Below are 19,797 nucleotides of genomic sequence, written 5' to 3'. Positions count from 1 at the left end.
CCCCCCCCCCCCCCCGCCCCCCCCCCCCCCCCCCCCCCCCCCCCCCCCCCCCCCCCCCCCCCCCCCCCCCCCCCCCCCCCCCCCCCCCCCCCCCCCCCCCCCGCCCACACACCCCCCCCCCCCCCCCGTCCCGGGCGAGGTCAACGGTGGCCCGGTCAGCGGTGGCCCGGTCAGATGCGGGTCGACCAGGTCGACAGCCCGCCCGCGCGGCGGAAGCCCAGTGCCTCGTTGACCGCGACCATCGGCCGGTTGGCGTCGGAGTTGTAGGTGCTGATGCGCCGGACGGCCGGCAGGGTCACGGCGAGCTCGCGCAGCACCGCGATCTTCACGCGGGCGCCCAGGCGGTGCCCGCGGTGCTCGCGCAGCACCAGCGTGCCGCTCTGGCTGGCGCGCTCGGGCTGCGCCAGCGGCACGTGCAGGTCGGTGAAGGCGACCAGCCGGCCGTCCCGCACCGCGCCGGCCGACAGCACGGTGCGGTCGCGGGCGCGGTCGACCGCCTCCTGCTCGCGCACCCGGGCGCCGTCCCACTCCTCCTCGGTGACCGGCACGTCCCCGCTCGGCGCGTCGGTCGACATCCGCTGGCTGAGCAGCGCCCGGTCCGCCAGGAGGGCGTCGGGCGTGCGGTCCCGCCAGGTGACCACCTCGTAGTCCGCGCTCGCCGCGACCGCCTCGGCCTCCAGCGCCGCCAGCCGCTCCTCGGCCACGGGGAGCAGCAGGTCGCGGCGGGTCTCCTGCAGGTCGCAACTCCACCTGCGGGCCAGGGCGAAGGCGCGACCGGGCGTGTCCGGCCCCGGCTCGTCGACCTCGCTCACCAGGGACGAGCGGCCGGCCGCCGCGGCCAGCCGCGCGCCCTCCGCCAGCAGCGCGCCACCGATGCCGCGGCGACGGGAGGCGGGGTGCACGGCCACGTCGAGGAAGGCGACGGTGGTGTTGTCCCGCACCGGCAGCAGCACGCGCAGCGCGCCCACGACGGCGCCGTCGACGACCGCGGCCCGGTGGGTGCCCGTCCGCGAGCCGCCGGGGGTGGTCAGCTGCCGGCCCAGGGCGACGTGGTCGCTCGCCGGCCGCGGCGCCTCGTCGGGACGGGCGTCGCGCTCGCTCGCCGCCCACACCGCGCACCAGGCGGCGAACCGCGCGTCGTCCGGACCGGTCTCCACGATCTCCACCCGTGTGTTGTAACCGGGCGGGCAACCGCGTTTCCGGCGGCGGGACGACGGCTCAGGCGGGCCAGGTGCCGGCGAAGTGGTGCACGGGGCCGGCGCCGGAGCCGATGCCCAGCGACCGCCCGCCCTCCAGCGCCCGCTGCAGGTAGTCGCGCGCCTGCTCGACCGCCGGCTCCCACCGCGCCGGGCCGCCGACGCCCCGGGCCACCAGCGCGGTGATCGCCGAGGACAGCGTGCAGCCGGTGCCGTGCGTCGCGGTGGTGTCGATCCGCGGCCGCCGGGTGAGGACGACGCCGTCGGCGGTGGCCAGCACGTCGACACTGTCGACGCCGCCGAGGTGACCGCCCTTGAGCAGCACCGCGCCGGGACCGAGCTCGAGCAGCGCCTCGGCCTGGCCGGGCAGCTCGTCGACCGACCGGGCGGGCGGCACGTCGAGCAGGGCGGCGGCCTCGGGCACGTTCGGCGTCACCAGGTCGGCCACCGGCAGCAGCACCTCGCGCACGGCGGTGACCGCGTCGTCGTCGACCAGGCGGTCGCCGCTGGTCGCCACCATGACCGGGTCGACGACGACCGGTCCGGCCGCCCGCCCGGCCAGCGCGGCCGCGACCTCGCGGACGACGTCGGCGGTGCCGAGCATCCCGGTCTTGGCCGCGTGCACGGTCACGTCGTCGAGGAGGGTGGCGATCTGCTCGCCCACGAACGCCGCCGGGACCGGGTGCACGCCGGTGACGCCGCGGGTGTTCTGCGCGGTGAGTGCGGTCAGCACGGCGGTGCCGTAGGCGCCCAGCGCGCTGAAGGTCTTGAGGTCGGCCTGGACCCCGGCCCCGCCGCTGGGGTCGCTGCCGGCCACGGTCAGCGCCACGGGCGTCACCGGCGCGCCTCCCGCAGCGTCCGGGCCGCGGCGGCGGGGTGGTCGGCGGCGCACACCGCCGAGACGACGCAGATCCCGTCGACCCCGGTGACCAGCGCAGCCCGGTCGGAGGAGATCCCGCCGATCGCGACCGACCGCAGCCCGGCGGCCGCCGCCTTCGCCGCCAGTGCCGCCACCCCCTCGGGCCCGAGCCCGGTCCCGGCGTCGGGCTTGGTGGGCGTGGCCCACACCGGCCCGATGCCCACGACGTCGACCGTGCCCGGCGGCAGCGCCAGCGCAGTGGCCAGGTCGTCCTCGGAGCCCACCGAGAGGCCGAGCAGCCGGTCGGGGCCGATCAGCGCGCGGACCCCGTCCGCCGGCAGGTCGTCCTGGCCGACGTGCACGCCGTCGGCGCCGGCCAGCAGGGCGACGTCGACGGCGTCGTTGACGAACAGCGCGACGCCCGCGGGGAGCACCTCCCGGACCGCGAGGGTGAGCTGGAGGAGCTCGCGCCGCGACGCCGTCTTGTCCCGTACCTGCACCGCGGTCACCCCACCGGCCACCGCCGCGCGGACGACGTCGGGCACCCCGCGGGACCCGGCCAGCGCGGTGTCGGTGACCAGGTAGAGCGCCGGGTCGAACGCGGGCCTCACCCGCTCACCTGCGCCGGGCCGAGGTCGGTGACCGCGTCGAGCGCGTCGAGCCACAGCGGCGCGAAGGTGCCCGGGCCGGCGGCGCGGGCGGCCGCGGCCTCGGCGGCCAGCGCGACGTGCGCGTGCGCGGCCACCGCGCCGGTGAGCGGGTCGTCGGCCACGGCGGTGTAGGCCGCGACCAGGGCCCCGAGCGCGCAGCCGGCGCCGGTGGTGCGGGTCAGCAGGGCCGAGCCGCCGCCGATCCGCACGGTGCGGGACCCGTCCGTCACGACGTCGACCTCGCCGCTGACGGCGACCACGCCGCCGGTGCGCCCGGCGAGCGCGACCGCGGCGTCGAGCGCGTCGTCGACCTTGGCGGTGGAGTCGACCCCGCGGCCACCCTCCCCCGCCCCGGCGAGCGCCATGACCTCGCTCGCGTTGCCGCGGACGACCGCCGGCCGCGACTCCAGCAGCTCGCCGGCGAGCTCGGTGCGGAACGCCAGCCCGCCGACGGCGACCGGGTCGAGCACCCACGGCGTGCCGGCGCCCGCGGCCGAGCGGGCGGCCAGCCGCATCGCCTCGGCGGTGCGCCGGTTGACGGTGCCGACGTTGACCAGCACGGCCGAGGCGACGGCGGCGAAGCCCTCGGCCTCGGCCGGTTCGTCGACCATCGCCGGTGCCGCCCCGACGGCGAGCAGCGCGTTGGCGGTCAGCGTCTGCACGACCGTGTTGGTCAGGCAGTGCACGAGCGGAGCGGCGCCGGGCAGCGCCGAACGGACAGCAGTGAGCGATGCGGCATCCACGCCGTGACATCCCTTCGCCAGCATGACCTGGACAGGTTCGACGGGTGTGCTCTCAGTCCGCCGGACGGCGGACACCCCGTGTCACTGGTCGGCGACGGTACCCCAGGTCGGGCGGTCAGGCCGCCGTGCCCCAGGCGGCGTCGAAGAAGCCCAGCTCCAGCTCCATCGCCCGCCGGTGGGCCCGCCGCACGGCCGGGGTGTCGGCGGCCAGGCGGTCCAGCAGTGCCTCCAGCGTCGCGGCCAGCTCGGCGAAGCCGGGGTCGGCGTAGGTGTCCACCCACTCGCGGTAGGGCCCGGTCGCCGTGCCGGCCAGCGACTGCCCGAGGTGCGCGTAGAGCCGCATGCACGGCGTCATGGCCGCGCAGACCTCCCCGACGTCGCCGAGCGCCGCGGTGGCCAGCAGGAAGTCCGTGTAGGCGAGCGTGGCCGGCGCCGGCTCGACGGCGGACAGGTCGATGCCCCACCGGGCGGCGTAGCCGTCGTGCAGCCGCAGCTCCTCGCGGACGCCGGCCAGCAGGTCGGCGAAGGCCGCCAGCGTCGCGCGGTCGCGGCTGTGCGCCACCCCGAGCGCGTAGGCGCGGGCGAAGGCCTCGAGGAAGAACGCGTCCTGGGCGACGTAGCCGGCGAAGCGCTCGCGGGGCAGCGTGCCGTCGGCGGTGCCGGTGACGAACGGGTGGCGCAGCGCGGCCGCGGCCAGGTCGGCGCTCCCGGCCCACAGCCGGGCGGCGAGGGTCACCGGGCCATCCCCCAGAACGCCGCCTCCGCGGCGGCGACCTCGAGGAACACCGCCTCGTCCGGTGGGCCGGCGGCGTCGGCCGCCGTCTCCAGCCCGGCGACGTAGGACGCGAACCCGGGCACGGTCCAGTGCTCGACGAACTCGCGGTAGGGCTCGGCGCCCGGCCGCGCCGAGGACCAGGCGTCGAGGTAGGCCCGCTCCACGGCCCACAGGGCGGTCAGCGCGGTGCCGACGTCGGCGGCGTCGAGCCGGTAGAGCAGGTCGCCGTAGGCGATGGTCTCCGGCAGCCGCGGCGCGGCGAGGTCCAGGCCGCGGCCGTCGGCGACCCGGGCGAACCAGTCCAGCTCCTCCACCAGCGCGACGCACCCGCCGGCCAGCACCCCCTGCGCCGGGCGCGGGGCACGGGCCAGCAGCCGGGCCTGGAAGCGCAGCAGGTCGGCGAGGAAGTGCGCGTCCTGCACCAGCCAGGTGTCGAACGCGGCCGGGGGCAGCGTGCCGTCGCGGACGGCGTCGAGGAAGGGATGGCGGGTGGCTCGGCCCCACGCGCCGGCGTGGCGGGCGAGCAGGTCGGCGACCGGCACGGCCGCCGACCCTACGGGGTGGCTAGGGTGACGCCGCCATGTGCGGGAGCTCGGGTCGACCGGGCTGAGAGGGCGGCTGGACGCGCCGCCGACCGCTGGAACCTGACCGGGTAATGCCGGCGTAGGGAGCGACCATGAGCACGTCCGGCACCGTCCGCGCGGCCGACGCCCCCCTCACCCTCGACGGCCCGCCGCCGCGCACCCTCGGCCTGGCCGACTCGCTGGGCCTGTGGGCCAACCTCGGCGTCAGCCTGCTGCTGCCGGTGGCGGCGGTGTTCGTCGTCCTGCCGGGGCGCCCGCTCGGGGTCACGGTCGCCGCGATCGTCGTCGGCGCGGTCGTCGGCGCGGCGCTGCTCGGCGCGGTCGCCGCGGCCGGGGCGCGGGAGGGCGTGCCGGGGATGGTGCTGCTGCGTGGGCTGCTCGGCCGCCGCACGTCCTGGCTGCCCACGGCGTTCAACCTCGTCCAGTGCGTGGGCTGGGCGACCTTCGAGATCGTGGTCATCGCCGAGGCCGCGGCCCGGGTGCTCGACGCGCCGCGCTGGCCGTTCGTCGTCGCCGCCGGCGTGCTGGCCACCGCGATGGCGCTGCGCCCGCTCGGCGTCGTCCGGGTGCTGGCGCGGTACGCGGTGTGGGCGGCGCTGGCCGCCGTCGGCTACCTGTTCGTGCAGGTGCTGGCCGAGCCGCTGCCGCCGGTCGAGGGCGGTGGGGCCACGTCGTTCTGGACGGCGGTCGACATCGTCATCGCCCTGCCGGTCTCCTGGCTGCCGCTGGCCGCCGACTACACCCGGCACGTGCGCGGTGCACGGGCCGCCGGCGTCGGGGCGGCGGTCGGCTACGGCCTGGCCACCGTGGTGATGTTCGTGCTCGGCGTGCTGGCCCTGGCCGCGTACGGCAGCGCCGGGTTCGACGTCATCGACGCGCTGCTGGCGGTGCCGCTGGGGGCGGTGGCGGTGCTCGTGCTGGTCGCCGTGGAGCTCGACGAGGCCTTCGCCAACCTGTACTCGACCGCGGTGTCGGCCCAGAACGTCGTCGCCCGCGCCGACCGGCGGGTGCTCGCCGCCGCCGTCGGCACCGTGGCCACCCTGCTGGCGCTCGGCCTCGACGTCGCCGCCTACGAGCCGTTCCTCTTCCTCATCGGCGCGGTGTTCGTGCCGCTGGCCGGGGTGCTCATCACGGCGTACTGGCTCACCCCGCGCGGGCGCTGGGACACCTCCGACACCGCCCCGGCCCGGCCGCGCTACCTGCTGCCGTGGGCCGCCGGGTTCGTCGCCCACCAGCTCACGCTGCCCACGTACTTCCCCGGCCCGGGCGCGGGCTGGACGGCGTGGTGGACCGCCCGGCAGGCCGACCTGGGCATCGACCCGGGCAACGGCTGGTCGGCGTCGCTGGTCGGGCTGGCGGTCGCCGCCGTCCTGACCCTGCCGGTCGTGGTGGCCGGCCGCCGCCGCCGGCCCGCCGGGGTGTGACGCTGCTCGCACCCGTGTTTGCCGGTGCCCGCCGTGAGCCATACGCAGGTGTTGGCCATCGACGCCCAGCAGTGGGCGGGACGCGCGAGGTGCAGAGCGGTGAGACGAGGACCAGCCGTGCCCGGCTGGCCGTCGGCGTCACCGCCGCCCGCCTGGGACGGCCTGTCCTGGCGGCTCTCCGACGTCGCCGAGCTCCCGCGGATGCGTGACGAGCTGCGCCGGGCGGACAAGGTGACCGGCCCGGGTGACGTGCGCGACCGGCTGCTGCTCGTCCTCGACGAGATGGCCTCGAACGCGCTGCGCCACGGCGGCGGGCAGGTGGAGGCGGCGGTCCGCCGCACAGGGGAGGACTTCCTCGTGGCCGTCTCCGACGGTGACACCGGCACCCCGCCCACGCCCGCCGTCGACCGCGACCCCGGCCAGGGCGGCCTGGGCCTGTACCTGATCGCCGAGCTGTCCGCGGCGCACGGCTGGTTCGTCGAGGGCGACGCCAAGACCGTCTGGGCGGTCCTGCCCATGCACTGAGCGCCCTGGCGCTCAGTCTTGGGAGTGCAGGCGGATGGCCACGAGGGCGACGTCGTCCTGGAGGCCCTCGGGCTGCAACCGGGTGACCAGCGCGTCGCACAGCCGCTCCAGCGGCAGGTCGGCGAGCTGGGCCAGCGCCGTGGACAGCCGGTCGATGCCCTCGTCGAGCAGCAGGTCGCGGCCCTCGACCAGGCCGTCGGTGTAGAGCAGCAGCGTCGAGCCGCGGCGGACCTCCACCTGCCGGGACGTGCGGTGCGCGCCCGGGTCGACGCCGAGCATCAGCTGGCCGCGGTCCCCGCCGAGCCGGCGCACCTGGCGGTCGGGCGTGAGCAGCAGCGGCACCGGGTGGCCGGCGTTCGACCAGCGCAGCGTCGTCGTCCCCGCCGCGCGCTGCTCCGGGGTCTGCTCCACCCGCGCGACCACCGCGGTGGCCATCGTGTGCAGCCCCAGCGCGTCGATGGCGGCGTCGAGCTCGGCCAGGACGGCGTCGGGCGGGGTGTCCCCGCGGTGGGCGACGCCGCGCAGCATCCCGCGCAGCTGCCCCATCGCCGCGGCGGCCTCGGTGTCGTGGCCGACGACGTCGCCGATGACCAGCACCGTCGCGCCGTCGGGCTGGAGGAACGCGTCGTACCAGTCCCCGCCGACCTGGGCGACCTGCACGGCCGGCTGGTAGCGGACGACGATCTCGGCGTCGTCGGGCTGGGGCGGCGCGGTGAGCAGGCTGCGCTGCAGCGCCTCGGCCAGCCGTCGCTGCTGGTCGTAGAGGCGGGCGTTGTCCAGCGCGAGCGCCACGCGGTCGGCCACCTCGCGCGCGGCGGCGACGTCCTCCGCGGTGGCGGCCGGCCGGTCCGCGCCGCGGTAGACGGTCAGGGCACCGAGCGTGCGGCCGCGGGCGAGCAGCGGCAGCGCCATCCCGGTGCGGGGCGCCAGGGCGTCGAAGTGGTCGCGCACCTCGCCCTCGGGCAGGGTCGGCCGCACGACGGCCGGGACGTCGGAGACGCTCAGCAACCGGCCGGACTCCAGGGCCCGCAGCACCGGCGCGTCGGGCGCGATGGAGGCCAGCCGCAGCCCGGCGTAGGCGGCGGCCACCGGCCGCATCGCGGGGTCGGCGTGCCAGCTCGCGACGTCCTGCATCCGGCCGTCGCTGCCGCCGGCGAGGGTGAGGATCGTCCAGTCGCCGAGGACGGGGACGACGGCCTCGGCCACCCGCTGCAGCGCCCCCCGCTCCGCCGACGCCGAGCCGAGCGACGTGGACATCAGCGCGCTGACCTCGGCGACGAGGGTGAGCCGGGCGGCGCTGGCCCGCGCCCGCTCCTCCGCGCCCCGGCGCTCGGTGACGTCGAGGAAGTACACCGACAGACCGTCGGGGCCGGGCCAGGCCCGGACCTCGTACCAGGCGTCCAGCGGCGGCGGGTGGTAGGCGTCGAAGACCCGTTCCTGGCCGAGCTCCATCGCCGCGCGGTAGTTCTCCTCGAAGTCGCTGCCGACGGCGGCCGGGAACAGTTCCCAGATGTCGCCGCCGATCAGCTCGTCGCGGCTGCGGTGCAGCACGCGCTCGGCCTCGGCGTTGACGTAGGTGAACCGCCACGAGCGGTCGAGGGCGAAGAAGGCCGAGCGCATCGTCTCGAGCACCCGCGAGACGCGGGCGTCGCCCTCCCGCGGCCGGGTCGTGTCGAGGGCGGCGCCCAGCAGCCGCACGACCCGGCCGCGGGAGTCGGCCAGCGCGCGGCCGCGGCCCTGCACCCAGCGGATGTCGCCCGAGGGCAGCACCACCCGGAACTCGGCCTCGTAGGTGCCGCACGTGTCGACCGCCTCCTGCAGCGCCTGCAGGGTCCGGTCGCGGTCGTCGGGGTGCAGCCGCGCGGCGAAGGCGTCCAGCGTCTCGTCGAAGTCCTCGTCCCGGTAGCCGAAGAGCACGAGCAGCTGCTCGTCCCAGGTCAGCCGGCCGGTCCGCAGGTCCCAGTCGAAGCTGCCGATCCCCGCGGCCTCGATGGCCAGCTCGAAGCGGAGCCGGCTGGCCTCGGCGTCGCCGGGGAGGAGGGACAGCGGCCGGGGCGCCTCACCCGGCGACCCCGGACGCTGCTCGGGGACGGTCACGGGGCGGAGGAGGTCCATTCGTGCGGGGGAGAGCGGCGGTCCGCCGTCCTTTCTCCCATGCCGGGACGGGGGAGGACAACCGGTGTGCCGGAGTCGACACCCGGAGGGCGACCGCCCGGCCGGGGCCCCGGCGGTCCCGGGACGCCGGACGGGCGCCCCCGGGGAGCCGGCCGGCGGGCTGCCGGTCCGGCGCTCCGGGAGCGCCCGTCGAGGCCGTCGCTCCCCGGGCTCCCGGGACGGCGTCCGGCGGTCCTCCCCGTCGCGGCGCCGGGCCGGTGACCGCGTCCCGGTCCGGCGGGCGTCTCCCCGGGCGGCCGTCGGGGCCGCACCGGCCCACGGGCGCCGTCCTGGCCAGGTCGTGCCGGTCAGAGACCCGGAGGACGACGGGGCGGGTCGTCCTGCGCCGGGCACCGGCAGGGGCCTGGGTCCTCGTCCGCGGGGGAGACCGCCGGCGCGCCGTCCCGCGTCGCGTCCGGGCCTCCCGGGAGGGTCCGCGCGCTGCACCCAGGGGGTCAGCCGGCGGGAGGTCGAGGCCGGATCGTCGTGCGGTGGGGTCTGCCGGCGGCACGGGTGCCGCGGGAGGTCAGGGGCGGCCGCGAGGGCCGGGAGGGGAGCTGCTCGCGGAGCGGGCCGGCGGTCCGGCCACCCGCGGGGGAAGGGGGTGGCCGGGCCCGTCGAGCACGTCGACGAGGGGAGCGGACGCGCGACGTCCTGGGAGGAGGAGGCGCGAGGGGGTCAGTCGGGATCCGGTGGTGGCCGGGGCGAGCCCCGGGCCCGGTGCAGTGCCGGGTCGCCCCGGGTGCGCACCGCGCCGCCGCCCGGCACCGGCGGGTCGGGTGCCCGCGCCGCGGGCCGGCCGGGTGCCGGCCGGGCGGGCCAGCCCGCCGGGGCCAGGGCCGGGACCAGGGCCGGGAGCACGGCCCGCGCGGTGGCGGCGCGCGGCGCCGGGACCGGCCGGGCGGCGCCGGCCGACCGGGACGCCGCGGGCCCGGTCGTCGGGGTGCTGGGCAGCTCGGTGAGCACCACCGGGCCGTCGGCGGCGGGGGCCGGGCGCCGCGGGGCACCCCAGGCCAGGTGCGCGCCGTCGGGACCGGCGCCCCACAGGGCCAGCCGGCGGACCAGCCCCGGACCCGCGGGCGGGACGGCGACCGGTGGGGTCGGCCACGCGGCGTACGTGCCGTCGGGGCCGGCGCCCCACAGGGCCAGGCGCCGGACGGTGGCCCGGATCCGGGTCCGCAGCCGGGAGCCGGGAGCGGGACGTGCCGCTGCGGGTGCGGGCGCCGGGAGCGCCGCGGGGGACGTCTCGGCGACCCGGGGGCGGGGGCGCGGCGCCGGGACGGGGCGGGCCGTCGGCAGCGGGCGCAGCGCCCGCCGTGCGACCGGGTGCCGCGTGACGGCGGCCCGGGCCGGACGACGACGCCGCGGCGGCACGTCGGCCCGCTCCAGCAGGTCGAGGAGGCCGGCCAGCGGCCGGCCGTCCGGCAGCACGGCCGGGGCCGGGGTCCGCGACACGGCCGGGGCCGGAGCCGGGGCCGGGGTCCGCGACACGGCCGGCGACACGGGCGGCAGCGGGGCCCACCACAGCACCGCTGCCCGGTCGATCGCCATGCCGGCCTCCTCGGGGGTCTGTGTCCGCGGCCGGGGAAGGTGCCGCGGACAGGGAGAACCGTAGGGAGCGCAGGCCTCGCGGCCGGCCGCCCGGGACACGTCCTGGAGTGCCCGTGACGGAACCGTTGTGCGGCTCTGACCTGCGGGTCGGTGACCCCGCGCTGCCGGCGATCACTTGTCGACAGGTCGGTGGCTCCCCAGCGTGGAAGCGCCCGCCGCGGTCTCCGGTCGTCCCGCGACACGCCCCGGCGCGCCCGGCGTGTCGGGCCCGGGCGCGCGGCCGGCGCACGGTCCGGGGCGCGACGCCGGTCAGCCGACCCGGGTGCTGATCGCCGCGGCGAACCGGTCGGCTGCGCCGGCGTCGGTGGTGAGGAACAGGCTCGGCTCGGTGAGCTCCACCTCGATCACCTGGGGCCCGTCCGCGCCGGGCACCAGGTCCACGCGCGCGTAGAGCGGCGTCCGCCCCGTCCGCTCCACTACCCACGCCAGCACCCGGTCGCCGACCGCCCGCTGGGCCGGCGTCGCGGTGCGGGCGGTGATCTCCTCCTCGGCGTACAGGCCCTCGCCCAGCGCCTCGCCGGCGAGCAGCGCTCCCTTGCCGAACGCGTGGCTGTGGGCGCCGTCGACGTAGACCAGGCCGGTCTCCCCCTCGGCGTCGAGCCGGTCGAGGTAGGGCTGCACCATCACCGCCCGGCCGCCGGCCAGGATCCGCGCGGCGAGGGCCCCGGCGCCGTCGCGGTCGGCCGGTGCGAAGCGGACGGTGTCCCGCGCGCCGGCCGAGACGACTGGCTTGACCACCACGTCGCCGGGCCAGCGCGCCAGCGCGGCGGCGGCGTCCTCCGGCGCCTCGACCCACGCCGTGGGCACCACGGGCACCCCGGTGGCGGCCAGCTCGCGCAGGTAGCGCTTGTCGGTGTTCCAGGCCAGGACGTCGGCCGGGTTGGCCAGCAGCGTGGCGGCCTCCACCCGGTGCGCCCAGGCGAGGAACTCCGCGCGCCGCGGCGCGTAGTCCCAGGTCGACCGGACGACGACGGCGGCCGCGGCGCCCCAGTCGACGCCGCCGTCGGCCCAGTCGGCGGGAGCGGCGGACAGCCCCGCGGCGGCCAGGGCGGCGAGCAGCAGCGGCTCGTCCTCGTCCCGGCCCGCGGCGGCGGCACAGCTGGCGAGGAGCACGTCGGGCACGGCTCGATCCTGCCCGACGGGGTCTGCTGGGATGTCCGGGTGGCTGCCCCCCGCCCCCTGGTGATCGACACCGATCCCGGCATCGACGACGCCGTCGCGATCCTGCTGGCCCTCGCCAGCCCCGAGGTGGACCTGCGCCTGGTGACGACGACGCACGGCAACGTCGAGGTGGCGCAGACCACCGACAACGCGCTGCGCGTGCTGCACCTGGCCGGCCGGTCCGACGTCCCGGTCGCCGCCGGCGCGGCCGAGTCGCTGGTCTACCCGCAGCCGGAGCGGGCCGGGCACGTGCACGGGACGGCCGGTCTCGGCGGGGTGCAGCTGCCGCCGTCGCCGGCCGCCGTCGACCCGCGGCCGGCCGTCGTCGCGCTCGCCGAGCTGCTGCTGGGCAGCCAGGAGCCGGTGACCGTCGCGGCGATCGGTCCGTGGACCAACATCGCGCTGCTGCTGGCCACCTACCCGGAGGCCGCGGCGCGGATCGACCGGCTGGTCCTCATGGGGGGCTCGGCCGCCCGCGGCGGCAACGTGACCGCCGCCGCCGAGTTCAACGTGTGGGCCGATCCCGAGGCCGCCGCGCGCGTGCTCGGCTCGACGGTGCCCACCGTCCTCGTCGGGCTCGACGTCACCGTGCCCACCGTGCTGGGCGAGGACGGCATCGCGCGGTTCGCCGCGGCCGGGCCGGTGGGCGCGGCGGCGGCGGCGATCCTGCAGCAGTACCTGGACAACGCCCGCAGCTCGTACGGCACGGCCGGCGTCGTCGTCCACGACGCCCTGGCCCTCACCGAGGCGATCGTCCCCGGCACGCTGGGCACCGTCCGCCGCGACGTCGTCGTGGACACCACCCGGGGCGCCGGGCGCGGGCAGACGCTGGTCGACCGCCGCTCGGTGTCGGACTCCCCCACCGCGGTTCACGTCGCCGAGACCGTCGACAGCGCCGCCGCCGTGGAGTTCCTCGTCGGCCGGCTGGCCGACCTGGCCGCCCGGGCCGGCTGAGCGCAGGGGTCAGTCGGGGGGCCGGGTCGAGGCGACGATGCCCGCGGCGATGTCGCGGAGCTTGCGGTTGTAGCGCTGCGAGGCGGCCCGCAGGATGTCGAAGGCGCCGTCGGCGTCCACCCCCCGCTGCGCCATGAGCACGCCCTTGGCCTGCTCGATGACCGCGCGCGACTGCATCGCCAGCTCCATGTTGCGGGCCCGGTCACCGAGCTCGGCGTGCGCGTCGGCGTTCGCGACGGCGACCGCCACGGCCTCGGCCACCTCGCGGGCCGCCTCGGCCGAGGCCTCGGAGGAGAAGGCGCCGGGCCGCGTGGAGTAGATGTTCAGCGCGCCGATCGCGGTCCCCTGGTAGGGCAGCGGCGTCGACAGCGAGCTGAGGACCCCGACCTCCACCACCCGCGGCGTGTAGTCGGGCCAGCGGGTCTCGGTGCGCATGTCGTCGATCCGCAGCTGGACCCCGCCCCGGCCGGCGTCCAGGCAGGGCCCGTAGCCGCGCTCGTACTGCATCTCGTCGGCGGCCAGCGCCATGTCGCCGTGGTGTGCCGCGGTCGTCGGGGTGTCCCCCCGGACCAGCGTGATCGACGTCGCCTCGGCACCGGGCACGTGCTCGGCCGCCAGCCGGGTCACCTCCCCGAGGACGTCCGACAGCTCCCGGTCGACCAGCTGCAGCCGGCTCAGCGCACGCCAGAGGTCCTCCACGGGCCCATCCTGCCGGGGCACGGCACCACCCCGGGGCAGGGAAAGCGCCCGGATCGGTTCCTGAACCGGGGGCCGCCGGTGCAGCCCACGACGGTTTCGGCCAGGATGGACGCCGGTGAGGGCGCCACGGAACAGGACTCGAGGGGTGACGATGGGCCAGGAGGCGTGGCCGCTGATACCGGTGCCCTCGGTCGCAGGCGACGTCTGGCACTGGCAGCTGGAGGCCATGCACGTGGTGTCCCGCGTGCGGGCCGACCTGCGGGCCCGCATCGCCCACCCGTCGGTCAGCTCGTCGTCGACCGAGGACGCCCGCGACGGCCTGCTGCTGGTGTTCGAGGAACTGGCCTCCAACGCGCTGCGCCACGGCGGCGGCGACGTCCGCGCCCTGGTGGTGGCCAGCCCCTCCGGCTGGCTGCTCGACCTCAGCGACGAGGCGCCCGACCGCCCGCCGGTGCCGGCCGTCGACCGCGACCCCTCCCTGGGCGGGATGGGGCTGCACCTGGTGGCGCAGCTGTCGGTCGACTACGGCTGGGAGCGCCGGCCGGGCCGCAAGCACGTCTGGTCGCGGCTGCCCTCCGGGCTGGCCCCGCTCGAGGGCATCGGCGACCGGGTCCCCGAGCCGCGCAGCCCGCAGTTCCCGCGCGACTGACCCCTCAGGCTGAGTCGGCCACCGCCGCGCCCTCGTGCTCGGCGCGGGCGCAGTGCGCGCAGCAGTAGAACTGGCCCTCGACGACGACGCCGTGGCCGATCACCTTCACCCCGCAGTGCTCGCAGATCGGGGCCATGCGGTGGATGGCGCACTCGAAGCTGTCGAAGGTGTGCCGGGCACCCTGCGCCACCACCTCGAAGCTCATGTCGTAGTCGTTGCCGCAGACCTCGCAGACCGCCATGGGCCCTTCCTTCCCCGGCGGCAGCCCGCGGACACCGCCGTCCCGGGTGTCAGCCGTTGCGGCGGGCGGTCCAGGAGGAGACGAAGTCGCGCAGGCTCCGGGTGGGCCGCAGCCACGCCCCGTCGGGCGGGAGGGCGTCGAGGCGGACCCGGTCGAGGGGGGCGGCGAAGGCGCCGGGCACGTCCTCGATGTCGATGAACTCGAGCACGTCCGAGCCGATCGCGTAGCCGGCGACCTCGCTGAAGGCGACGACGACGACCTGCGTGCCGGCCCGCGCGAGCTCCTCGAGCGGCTCGGCGAAGTTGCGGCCGTCGCCGGAGAAGACGACCAGACGGCGCAGCCGGTAGCCGTGCCGGCGGACCTCGATGTGGTCGAGCATCGCCTGGTCGATGTCGTCGTCGGGCTGGGACTTCGGCCGGGCGAACACGGCGTAGCCGAAGCCGCGCAGCGCCTCCACCCAGCGCTGCAGCGACCCGACGACGGGCGGGATGTTGGCGAAGACGCAGGCCTCGACCTCGGGCGCGTCCGGGGCGGCCGGGTCGCCGGCGCCGTCGACGAACCAGGCGGCGATCGCGTCGAAGCGCGGGCGGGAGGCGGCGGTGGGGCGGGCACCGATGACCGTGGACAGGGTCATGTCGATGTTCGGCGCGTCCCAGATGAGCAGGTCCAGGGCCGGCCGTCCCCGGCCCTCCGCCTCGTCGGGCAGCGCGGGTGCCGCCCCGGCCGGCTCGTCGGCCACGATCGTGTCGGTCACGGGGGCAGTCTGCCCGGCCGGCTCCCGGACCGGCGGCCCGGCCGGCGAGGTGGCCCGGCGGACGGCGCGGCGGCGCACCGGTCCGCTCACCCCGCCCGTCCCGTCACCGGCCCACCGCGGCGGCGCTCAGCCGAGCTGGCCGGCGAGGGCCATCGCGCAGGAGTCGCCGCCGCCGGCGCGGACCCGCTGCGCCCAGCGCTCGACCTCGACGGCCGCCATCGGGTGGGCGAGCAGGTAGCCCTGGGCGGAGTCGCACCCCGCCTCGCGGACCATCCGCAGGTGCTCGGCGGTCTCCACGCCCTCGGCGACCGAGCGGATGCCCAGGGTGTGCGCCAGCTCGACGATCGCGCCGAGCACCGCGCCGGTGCCCCCGGCGGCCAGGCGCTCGGCCGCGGCGATGAGCGACCGGTCGATCTTCAGCGTGCCGATGGGCAGTGCCATGAGCTGGGCCAGCGAGGACCAGCCGGTGCCGAAGTCGTCGATCGCCACCCGGACGCCGAACTGCCGCAGCACGGCGAGCTGGTCCTCGGCGCGGGTCGGGTCCTCGGCGACACAGGTCTCGGTCAGCTCGAGCATCAGCTGCTCGGGGTCCAGGCCGGAGTCCTTGAGCGCGGTGCGGACGTCGCGCACGAGCGTCTCGGCGGAGAAGTGCCGGGCGCTGATGTTGACCGCCATGCGCAGCGCGAGGCCCTGCCGCGCCCACTCGGCGGCCTGCCGGGTGGTCTCCCGCAGCAGCCAGCGGGTGATCGGGATGAGCTGCCCGGTCTCCTCGGCGACGGAGAGGAAGGCGTCGGGGCCGAGCAGGCCGCGCTCGGGGTGCCGCCAGCGCAGCAGCGCCTCGACCCCCTCCACCTCTCCGGTGTCGAGCCGCACGACGGGCTGGTAGTGGACGACGAACTGGTCCATGGCGCCGTCGCGGAGCCGGGTGGCGACGTCCATCCGCCAGCGGGCGGCGTCGCGCAGGTCCGGGGAGAACAGCCGGACCCGGTCGCGGCCGGCGGCCTTGGCCGCGTACCCGGCGGCGTCGGCGTCGCTGAGCAGCTGGTGGGCGTGCCGCGTGCCGGGCTGGGCGACGGCGACCCCGATGCTCGCCGACACCGGCACGGTGAGCCCGGCGGCGGTGAACGGCCGGATGAAGGAGCGCTGCAGCCGGAAGGCGAGGGCGGCCGCCTCCGGGGTGTCGCAGGAGCGGGCGAGGACGACGAACTGGTCGCCGCCGAGCCGGCCAACGGCGTCGCCGGGGCGGACCTGGCCGGCCAGCCGGGCGCCCACCTGGCGCAACAGCTCGTCGCCGACCTCGTGGCCCAGCGAGTCGTTGACGGTCTTGAAGCCGTCGAGGTCGAGGAACAGCAGGGCGGTCCGCGACGACTCGTCGGCCAATGCCTCGCCGATGAGCTCGAGGACGCGGGCGCGGTTGGGCAGGCCGGTGAGGTCGTCATGGGAGGCCTGCCAGGCCAGCTGCTGCTCGTGCCGGGCGCGCTCGCTGATGTCGGTGTGGGTGATGACGACCTGTCCGGCGTCGTCCACCCGCGCGGCCTGCAGCCGCCACCAGGTCGTTGCGCCGCCCAGTTCGTGCGCGTAGTCGTGGGTGAACGTGCGCGGGACGAGGCCGTCGGGCCCGGTGCGGAGCCGGCGCAGGCCGGCGTCGATCCGGTCGGCGTCCTCCGGCGCCAGCCCCTGCCGGATCCGCGTCACGTAGTCGTCCCCGACGTCGGCCGGCTCCCAGCCGCCCTGGCGGATCCGGTCGGCGTTGCCCGCCCAGACCCGGTTGACCGTGCGGATCCGGCCGTCACCGTCGAGCAGGACCGTGGGCGAGGGCAGCGCGTCGAGCACCCCGGCCAGGTCCTCCAGCCGGCGCGCCTGCGCGGCCTGCTGGCGGTGCCGGGTGTCGATGTCGCGGAGGAAGACCACGACCCCGCCGTCCGCGTCAGGGGAGACGCGGACCTCGAACCACCGGTCGTGCGGCTCGTACAGGTACTCGAAGGCGCACGGGCGGCCGTCGGCGACGGCGGCGTGCACGTGGGACTGCAACCGGGAGCCGAGCACGTCGGGGACGCAGTCGCGGACCGGGCGGCCGAGCAGCCGCGCCGGCGGGCGCTGGAGGAGCTCCGCGAGGGCGGCGTTCACCCAGGTGAAGCGCCACTCCGAGTCGAGTCGGCACACGGCGTCCGGGACGCCGGCCAGCAGGTCCGGTGGTAGGACCGTGCCTGCATGGTCGTATCGCTGCACGCGCTCTCTCTCCCCCTGCCGCACCCCGGGTCCCGCCCAGCGGGCCGCCTCCGGGAACGGACCGGGACGGGATGGGAAGTCGGTCCGTGCGCGACGCCTGTCCGAGAGTAGTGGAGCCGGGAGGGGTCGGGCAGGACCCGTGCTCAGACGCCCGGTCCGTTCCCTCGTGTCGCCGGGACGGCCGACCGCGCGACCAGGCGGGCCACCGGGACGCCGGCGGGGAGAGTGCCCAGCACGGTGCCCCAGTCGCCGCCCAGGCGCGTGGCGCAGAAGGCGTCGGCGACCTCCGGCGGGCTGTACCGGAGCAGCAGGGAGGCCTGCAGGCACAGGGCCAGCAGCCCGGCGACGCGGCGGGCGCGCAGCGGCAGCGCGTCGGGGTCCCCGAGCTCGGCGGAGAGCCGCTTGACGGCGTCGTCGAAGCGCGGGTCGGCGCCGCGGGCGAGCTCGAGCTCGGCGGTGACCGCGGCCAGCGACTCGGCAGAGCGGCCGAGGGCGCGCAGCACGTCGAGGGCGATGACGTTGCCCGAACCCTCCCAGATGCTGTTGAGCGGCGCCTGCCGGTAGAGCCGCGGCAGGCCGGACTCCTCGACGTAGCCGTTGCCGCCGAGGACCTCCATGGCCTCACCGACGACGGCGGGGGTCCGCTTGCACACGAGGAACTTGGCCGCGGCGCCCGCCAGCCGGAGGAACGCCGTCTCGCCGGCGTCGACCGCGGCGGCCAGCCGGATCGCCAGCGCCGTCGCGGCCTCGCTCTCGACGGCGAGATCGGCGAGGACGTTCTGCATGAGCGGCTGGTCGGCGAGCGGGGCGCCGAACGCGCGGCGGTGGCGGGCGTGGTGCAGCGCCTGGGTCAGTGCCGCGCGGACGGTGGCCGCGGAGCCGATGACGCAGTCGAGCCGGGTGGCGTTGACCATCTCGATGATCGTCGGGACCCCGCGGCCGGGGTCGCCGACCAGCCAGCCGGTGGTGCCGTCGAACTCGACCTCGCTGGAGGCGTTGGCGCGGTCGCCGAGCTTGTCCTTGAGCCGCTGGAGGCGGAAGACGTTGCGGCTGCCGTCGGGGAGCACCCGGGGGAGGAGGAAGCAGGACAGCCCCTCCGGCAGCTGGGCGAGCACGAGGAAGAGGTCGCTCATCGGGGCGCTGGTGAACCACTTGTGGCCGGTGAGCGCGTACGTCCCGTCGGCGGCCGGCACGGCGCGGGTGGTGTTGGTGCGGATGTCGGAGCCGCCCTGCTTCTCGGTCATGCCCATGCCGGCCACGAGGCCGGGCTTGGCGGCGGGGTCGGTCAGGCCAGGGGCGTAGTCGGTGCCGGTGAGGCCCGGTCCGTAGCGGGCCGCCAGGTCCGGAGCGGCGCGCAGCGCGGGGACGGCGGCGTAGGTCATCGTCACCGGGCAGCCGTGACCGGCCTCGACCTGGGTCCAGGCGAGGTAGCCGACGGCGCGGCGGACGTGCGCGTGCCGGTCGCCGGCGTCGGCCGCGGCCCAGGCGGTGCCGGCCAGGCCGTGGGCGAACGCGGTCCGCATGAGCTCGTGCCAGGCCGGGTGGAACTCGACCTCGTCGATCCGGTGGCCGTAGCGGTCGTGGGTGCGCAGGACGGGGCGGTTCTCGTCGGCCAGCCGGCCCCACTCGCGCGCCTGCTCGCTGCCCGCCAGCCGCCCCAGGTCGGCCAGCGACGCGAGCGTGGCCTGGTCCGCGTGCCGGAGGCAGGCCTCGGCGAGCACCGCGTCCCCGGCGATCGGGTCGAACCCGGCCAGCGGCGGGACCTGGTTGGTGACCTCGTGCGTGGCGCTCACGGCCGGCACCGTACGACCCCCCGCGCCGGCCCGGTCCACACCCCGCGCCGGCGTCGTCGTCCGGGCACGCAGGCCGGCCCGCCGTTCCACGTGGAACGGCGGGTCGGCGGGTGTCCGTGGTCGGCGGCCGGGTTCAGGCGGCGGTGGCACCGGGGGCCGAGGCAGGCCGTGATCTCCGATCCGTCCGGCCGGTACGTGCGCCATCGGCCATCGGGTTGTCGCTCGACGCGGAAGCCGTGGTGGACCTGGGTGTGGTGCCGCTCGCACAACAGCGCCGAGTTGGCCAGGGAGGTCTCGCCGCCGTCGATCCAGTGCACCAGGTGGTGCACATCGGCCCAGTGGGTCGGGGCGTCACAGCCGGCGAACACGCAGCCCCCGTCGCGCAGCTCGACGGCGCGGCGCAGCTGCCGGCTGCGGCCGAGGTCGAGCGGGGTCCCGTCGGGGCCGAACACCACCCGGCTGATGGCGCCGTCGCAGGCCAGCCACCGGGCCCGGGCGGCGGAGATGGTGGCCCCGAAGCCCATGGTGGCGGTGCCGGGGCCGGTGGCAGGGTCGGCCAGGTCGTCCAGGTCCACCCGCACCGCCACGTGCGGCTTGACCGTGCGCAGCACCGGGAGGGCGCCCGCCGCGAGCGTGGTGTCGGCCCACTGCACCCAGGCGTCCCCCAGCCGCTGCGCTCTGGTGCGCTGGTCGCCGGCGAGCCGGCCGGCCTGCACGTGCGCCTCGAGGGCGGTCTGCACCGTCTCCCCGGAGAACGTCAGGTGGACGGATGCGTCGCCGGGAGGCTCCGGGCCTC

The 19,797-nt window shown here is 77.5% G+C and carries 19 protein-coding genes and 2 riboswitches; of the genes, 4 read left to right on the top strand and 15 right to left on the bottom strand.

Going from position 1 to position 19,797, the window contains the following annotated elements:
- Positions 1-170: 170 nt before the first annotated feature.
- The 6 genes from ACI78U_RS18000 to ACI78U_RS17975 form a co-directional block, all read right to left on the bottom strand.
- Positions 171-1,166, bottom strand: coding sequence for a GNAT family N-acetyltransferase (locus ACI78U_RS18000; RefSeq protein ID WP_456876759.1), 996 nt, complete (start codon positions 1,164-1,166; stop codon positions 171-173).
- Between the two features lie 52 nt (positions 1,167-1,218).
- Entirely contained in the window at positions 1,219-2,034 is an 816-nt protein-coding gene (thiD, locus tag ACI78U_RS17995; protein ID WP_456876758.1) for a bifunctional hydroxymethylpyrimidine kinase/phosphomethylpyrimidine kinase, read from the bottom strand.
- Positions 2,031-2,666, bottom strand: a complete 636-nt coding sequence (gene thiE, locus ACI78U_RS17990; protein ID WP_456876757.1) for a thiamine phosphate synthase — start codon at positions 2,664-2,666, stop codon at positions 2,031-2,033. Before thiE ends, thiD begins: the two co-directional genes overlap by 4 nt.
- Entirely contained in the window at positions 2,663-3,448 is a 786-nt protein-coding gene (thiM, locus tag ACI78U_RS17985) for a hydroxyethylthiazole kinase (RefSeq protein ID WP_456876756.1), read from the bottom strand. The genes thiE and thiM overlap by 4 nt, the downstream gene beginning before the upstream one ends.
- Positions 3,441-3,537: riboswitch (TPP riboswitch) on the bottom strand. It overlaps the preceding gene by 8 nt.
- A gap of 26 nt (positions 3,538-3,563) precedes the next feature.
- Positions 3,564-4,184 (bottom strand): TenA family protein, encoded by a 621-nt coding sequence (locus ACI78U_RS17980; protein ID WP_456876755.1) that lies wholly within the window; start codon positions 4,182-4,184, stop codon positions 3,564-3,566.
- A complete protein-coding gene (locus ACI78U_RS17975) occupies positions 4,181-4,765 on the bottom strand; it encodes a thiaminase II/PqqC family protein (RefSeq protein WP_456876754.1) in 585 nt (194 codons plus the stop codon). Before ACI78U_RS17975 ends, ACI78U_RS17980 begins: the two co-directional genes overlap by 4 nt.
- Positions 4,766-4,797: 32 nt before the next feature.
- Positions 4,798-4,910, top strand: a riboswitch (TPP riboswitch).
- On the opposite strand from ACI78U_RS17975, the gene ACI78U_RS17970 reads away from it, so the two are divergent.
- Both ACI78U_RS17970 and ACI78U_RS17965 read left to right on the top strand, forming a co-directional pair.
- A complete protein-coding gene (locus tag ACI78U_RS17970) occupies positions 4,900-6,231 on the top strand; it encodes a purine-cytosine permease family protein (protein ID WP_456876753.1) in 1,332 nt (443 codons plus the stop codon). (Overlaps the previous riboswitch by 11 nt.)
- A gap of 117 nt (positions 6,232-6,348) precedes the next feature.
- The gene (locus tag ACI78U_RS17965; protein ID WP_456876752.1) at positions 6,349-6,756 is read left to right on the top strand and encodes an ATP-binding protein; all 408 of its coding nucleotides are present in this window, start codon (positions 6,349-6,351) and stop codon (positions 6,754-6,756) included.
- 12 nt (positions 6,757-6,768) lie between these two features.
- Here the strand turns inward: ACI78U_RS17965 and ACI78U_RS17960 are convergent, their stop codons facing one another.
- The 3 genes from ACI78U_RS17960 to ACI78U_RS17950 form a co-directional block, all read right to left on the bottom strand.
- Positions 6,769-8,853, bottom strand: a complete 2,085-nt coding sequence (locus tag ACI78U_RS17960) for a SpoIIE family protein phosphatase (protein ID WP_456876751.1) — start codon at positions 8,851-8,853, stop codon at positions 6,769-6,771.
- A 735-nt stretch (positions 8,854-9,588) separates the two neighbouring features.
- Positions 9,589-10,461, bottom strand: a complete 873-nt coding sequence (locus tag ACI78U_RS17955; RefSeq protein WP_456876750.1) for a hypothetical protein — start codon at positions 10,459-10,461, stop codon at positions 9,589-9,591.
- A gap of 309 nt (positions 10,462-10,770) precedes the next feature.
- The gene (locus ACI78U_RS17950) at positions 10,771-11,643 is read right to left on the bottom strand and encodes an ATP-grasp domain-containing protein (protein ID WP_456876749.1); all 873 of its coding nucleotides are present in this window, start codon (positions 11,641-11,643) and stop codon (positions 10,771-10,773) included.
- Between the two features lie 39 nt (positions 11,644-11,682).
- Between ACI78U_RS17950 and ACI78U_RS17945 the strand changes: the two genes are divergently transcribed.
- Entirely contained in the window at positions 11,683-12,636 is a 954-nt protein-coding gene (locus ACI78U_RS17945) for a nucleoside hydrolase (RefSeq protein ID WP_456876748.1), read from the top strand.
- A 9-nt stretch (positions 12,637-12,645) separates the two neighbouring features.
- Here ACI78U_RS17945 and ACI78U_RS17940 read toward each other — a convergent pair whose 3' ends face one another.
- Positions 12,646-13,335 (bottom strand): ANTAR domain-containing protein, encoded by a 690-nt coding sequence (locus ACI78U_RS17940; RefSeq protein ID WP_456876747.1) that lies wholly within the window; start codon positions 13,333-13,335, stop codon positions 12,646-12,648.
- Positions 13,336-13,486: 151 nt separating this feature from the next.
- Here ACI78U_RS17940 and ACI78U_RS17935 point away from each other — a divergent pair, with 151 nt between their 5' ends.
- Positions 13,487-13,984: an ATP-binding protein gene (locus tag ACI78U_RS17935; RefSeq protein ID WP_456876760.1), complete on the top strand. Its 498-nt coding sequence runs from the start codon at positions 13,487-13,489 to the stop codon at positions 13,982-13,984.
- 4 nt (positions 13,985-13,988) lie between these two features.
- Here ACI78U_RS17935 and ACI78U_RS17930 read toward each other — a convergent pair whose 3' ends face one another.
- The 5 genes from ACI78U_RS17930 to ACI78U_RS17910 all read right to left on the bottom strand — a co-directional run bounded on the left by ACI78U_RS17930 (position 13,989) and on the right by ACI78U_RS17910 (position 19,741).
- Positions 13,989-14,225 carry a hypothetical protein gene (locus tag ACI78U_RS17930; RefSeq protein WP_456876746.1) on the bottom strand — a complete coding sequence of 79 codons (237 nt, stop codon included), beginning with the start codon at positions 14,223-14,225 and terminating at the stop codon, positions 13,989-13,991.
- A gap of 49 nt (positions 14,226-14,274) precedes the next feature.
- Entirely contained in the window at positions 14,275-14,979 is a 705-nt protein-coding gene (locus ACI78U_RS17925; RefSeq protein ID WP_456876745.1) for an NYN domain-containing protein, read from the bottom strand.
- 126 nt (positions 14,980-15,105) lie between these two features.
- On the bottom strand, positions 15,106-17,208 hold the full coding sequence (locus ACI78U_RS17920) for a putative bifunctional diguanylate cyclase/phosphodiesterase (RefSeq protein WP_456876744.1): 2,103 nt from the start codon (positions 17,206-17,208) through the stop codon (positions 15,106-15,108).
- Positions 17,209-17,351: 143 nt separating this feature from the next.
- Complete coding sequence (locus ACI78U_RS17915) at positions 17,352-19,001, bottom strand: acyl-CoA dehydrogenase family protein (protein ID WP_456876743.1); 1,650 nt, start codon at positions 18,999-19,001, stop codon at positions 17,352-17,354.
- Positions 18,998-19,741, bottom strand: a complete 744-nt coding sequence (locus ACI78U_RS17910; RefSeq protein ID WP_456876742.1) for a DUF222 domain-containing protein — start codon at positions 19,739-19,741, stop codon at positions 18,998-19,000. Before ACI78U_RS17910 ends, ACI78U_RS17915 begins: the two co-directional genes overlap by 4 nt.
- Between the last annotated feature and the right edge of the window lie 56 nt (positions 19,742-19,797).

This window comes from Geodermatophilus sp. SYSU D00710, assembly GCF_054050195.1.
Note: the sequence above shows the minus strand (reverse complement) of the source record. Positions and strands in the feature narration are given on the sequence as shown.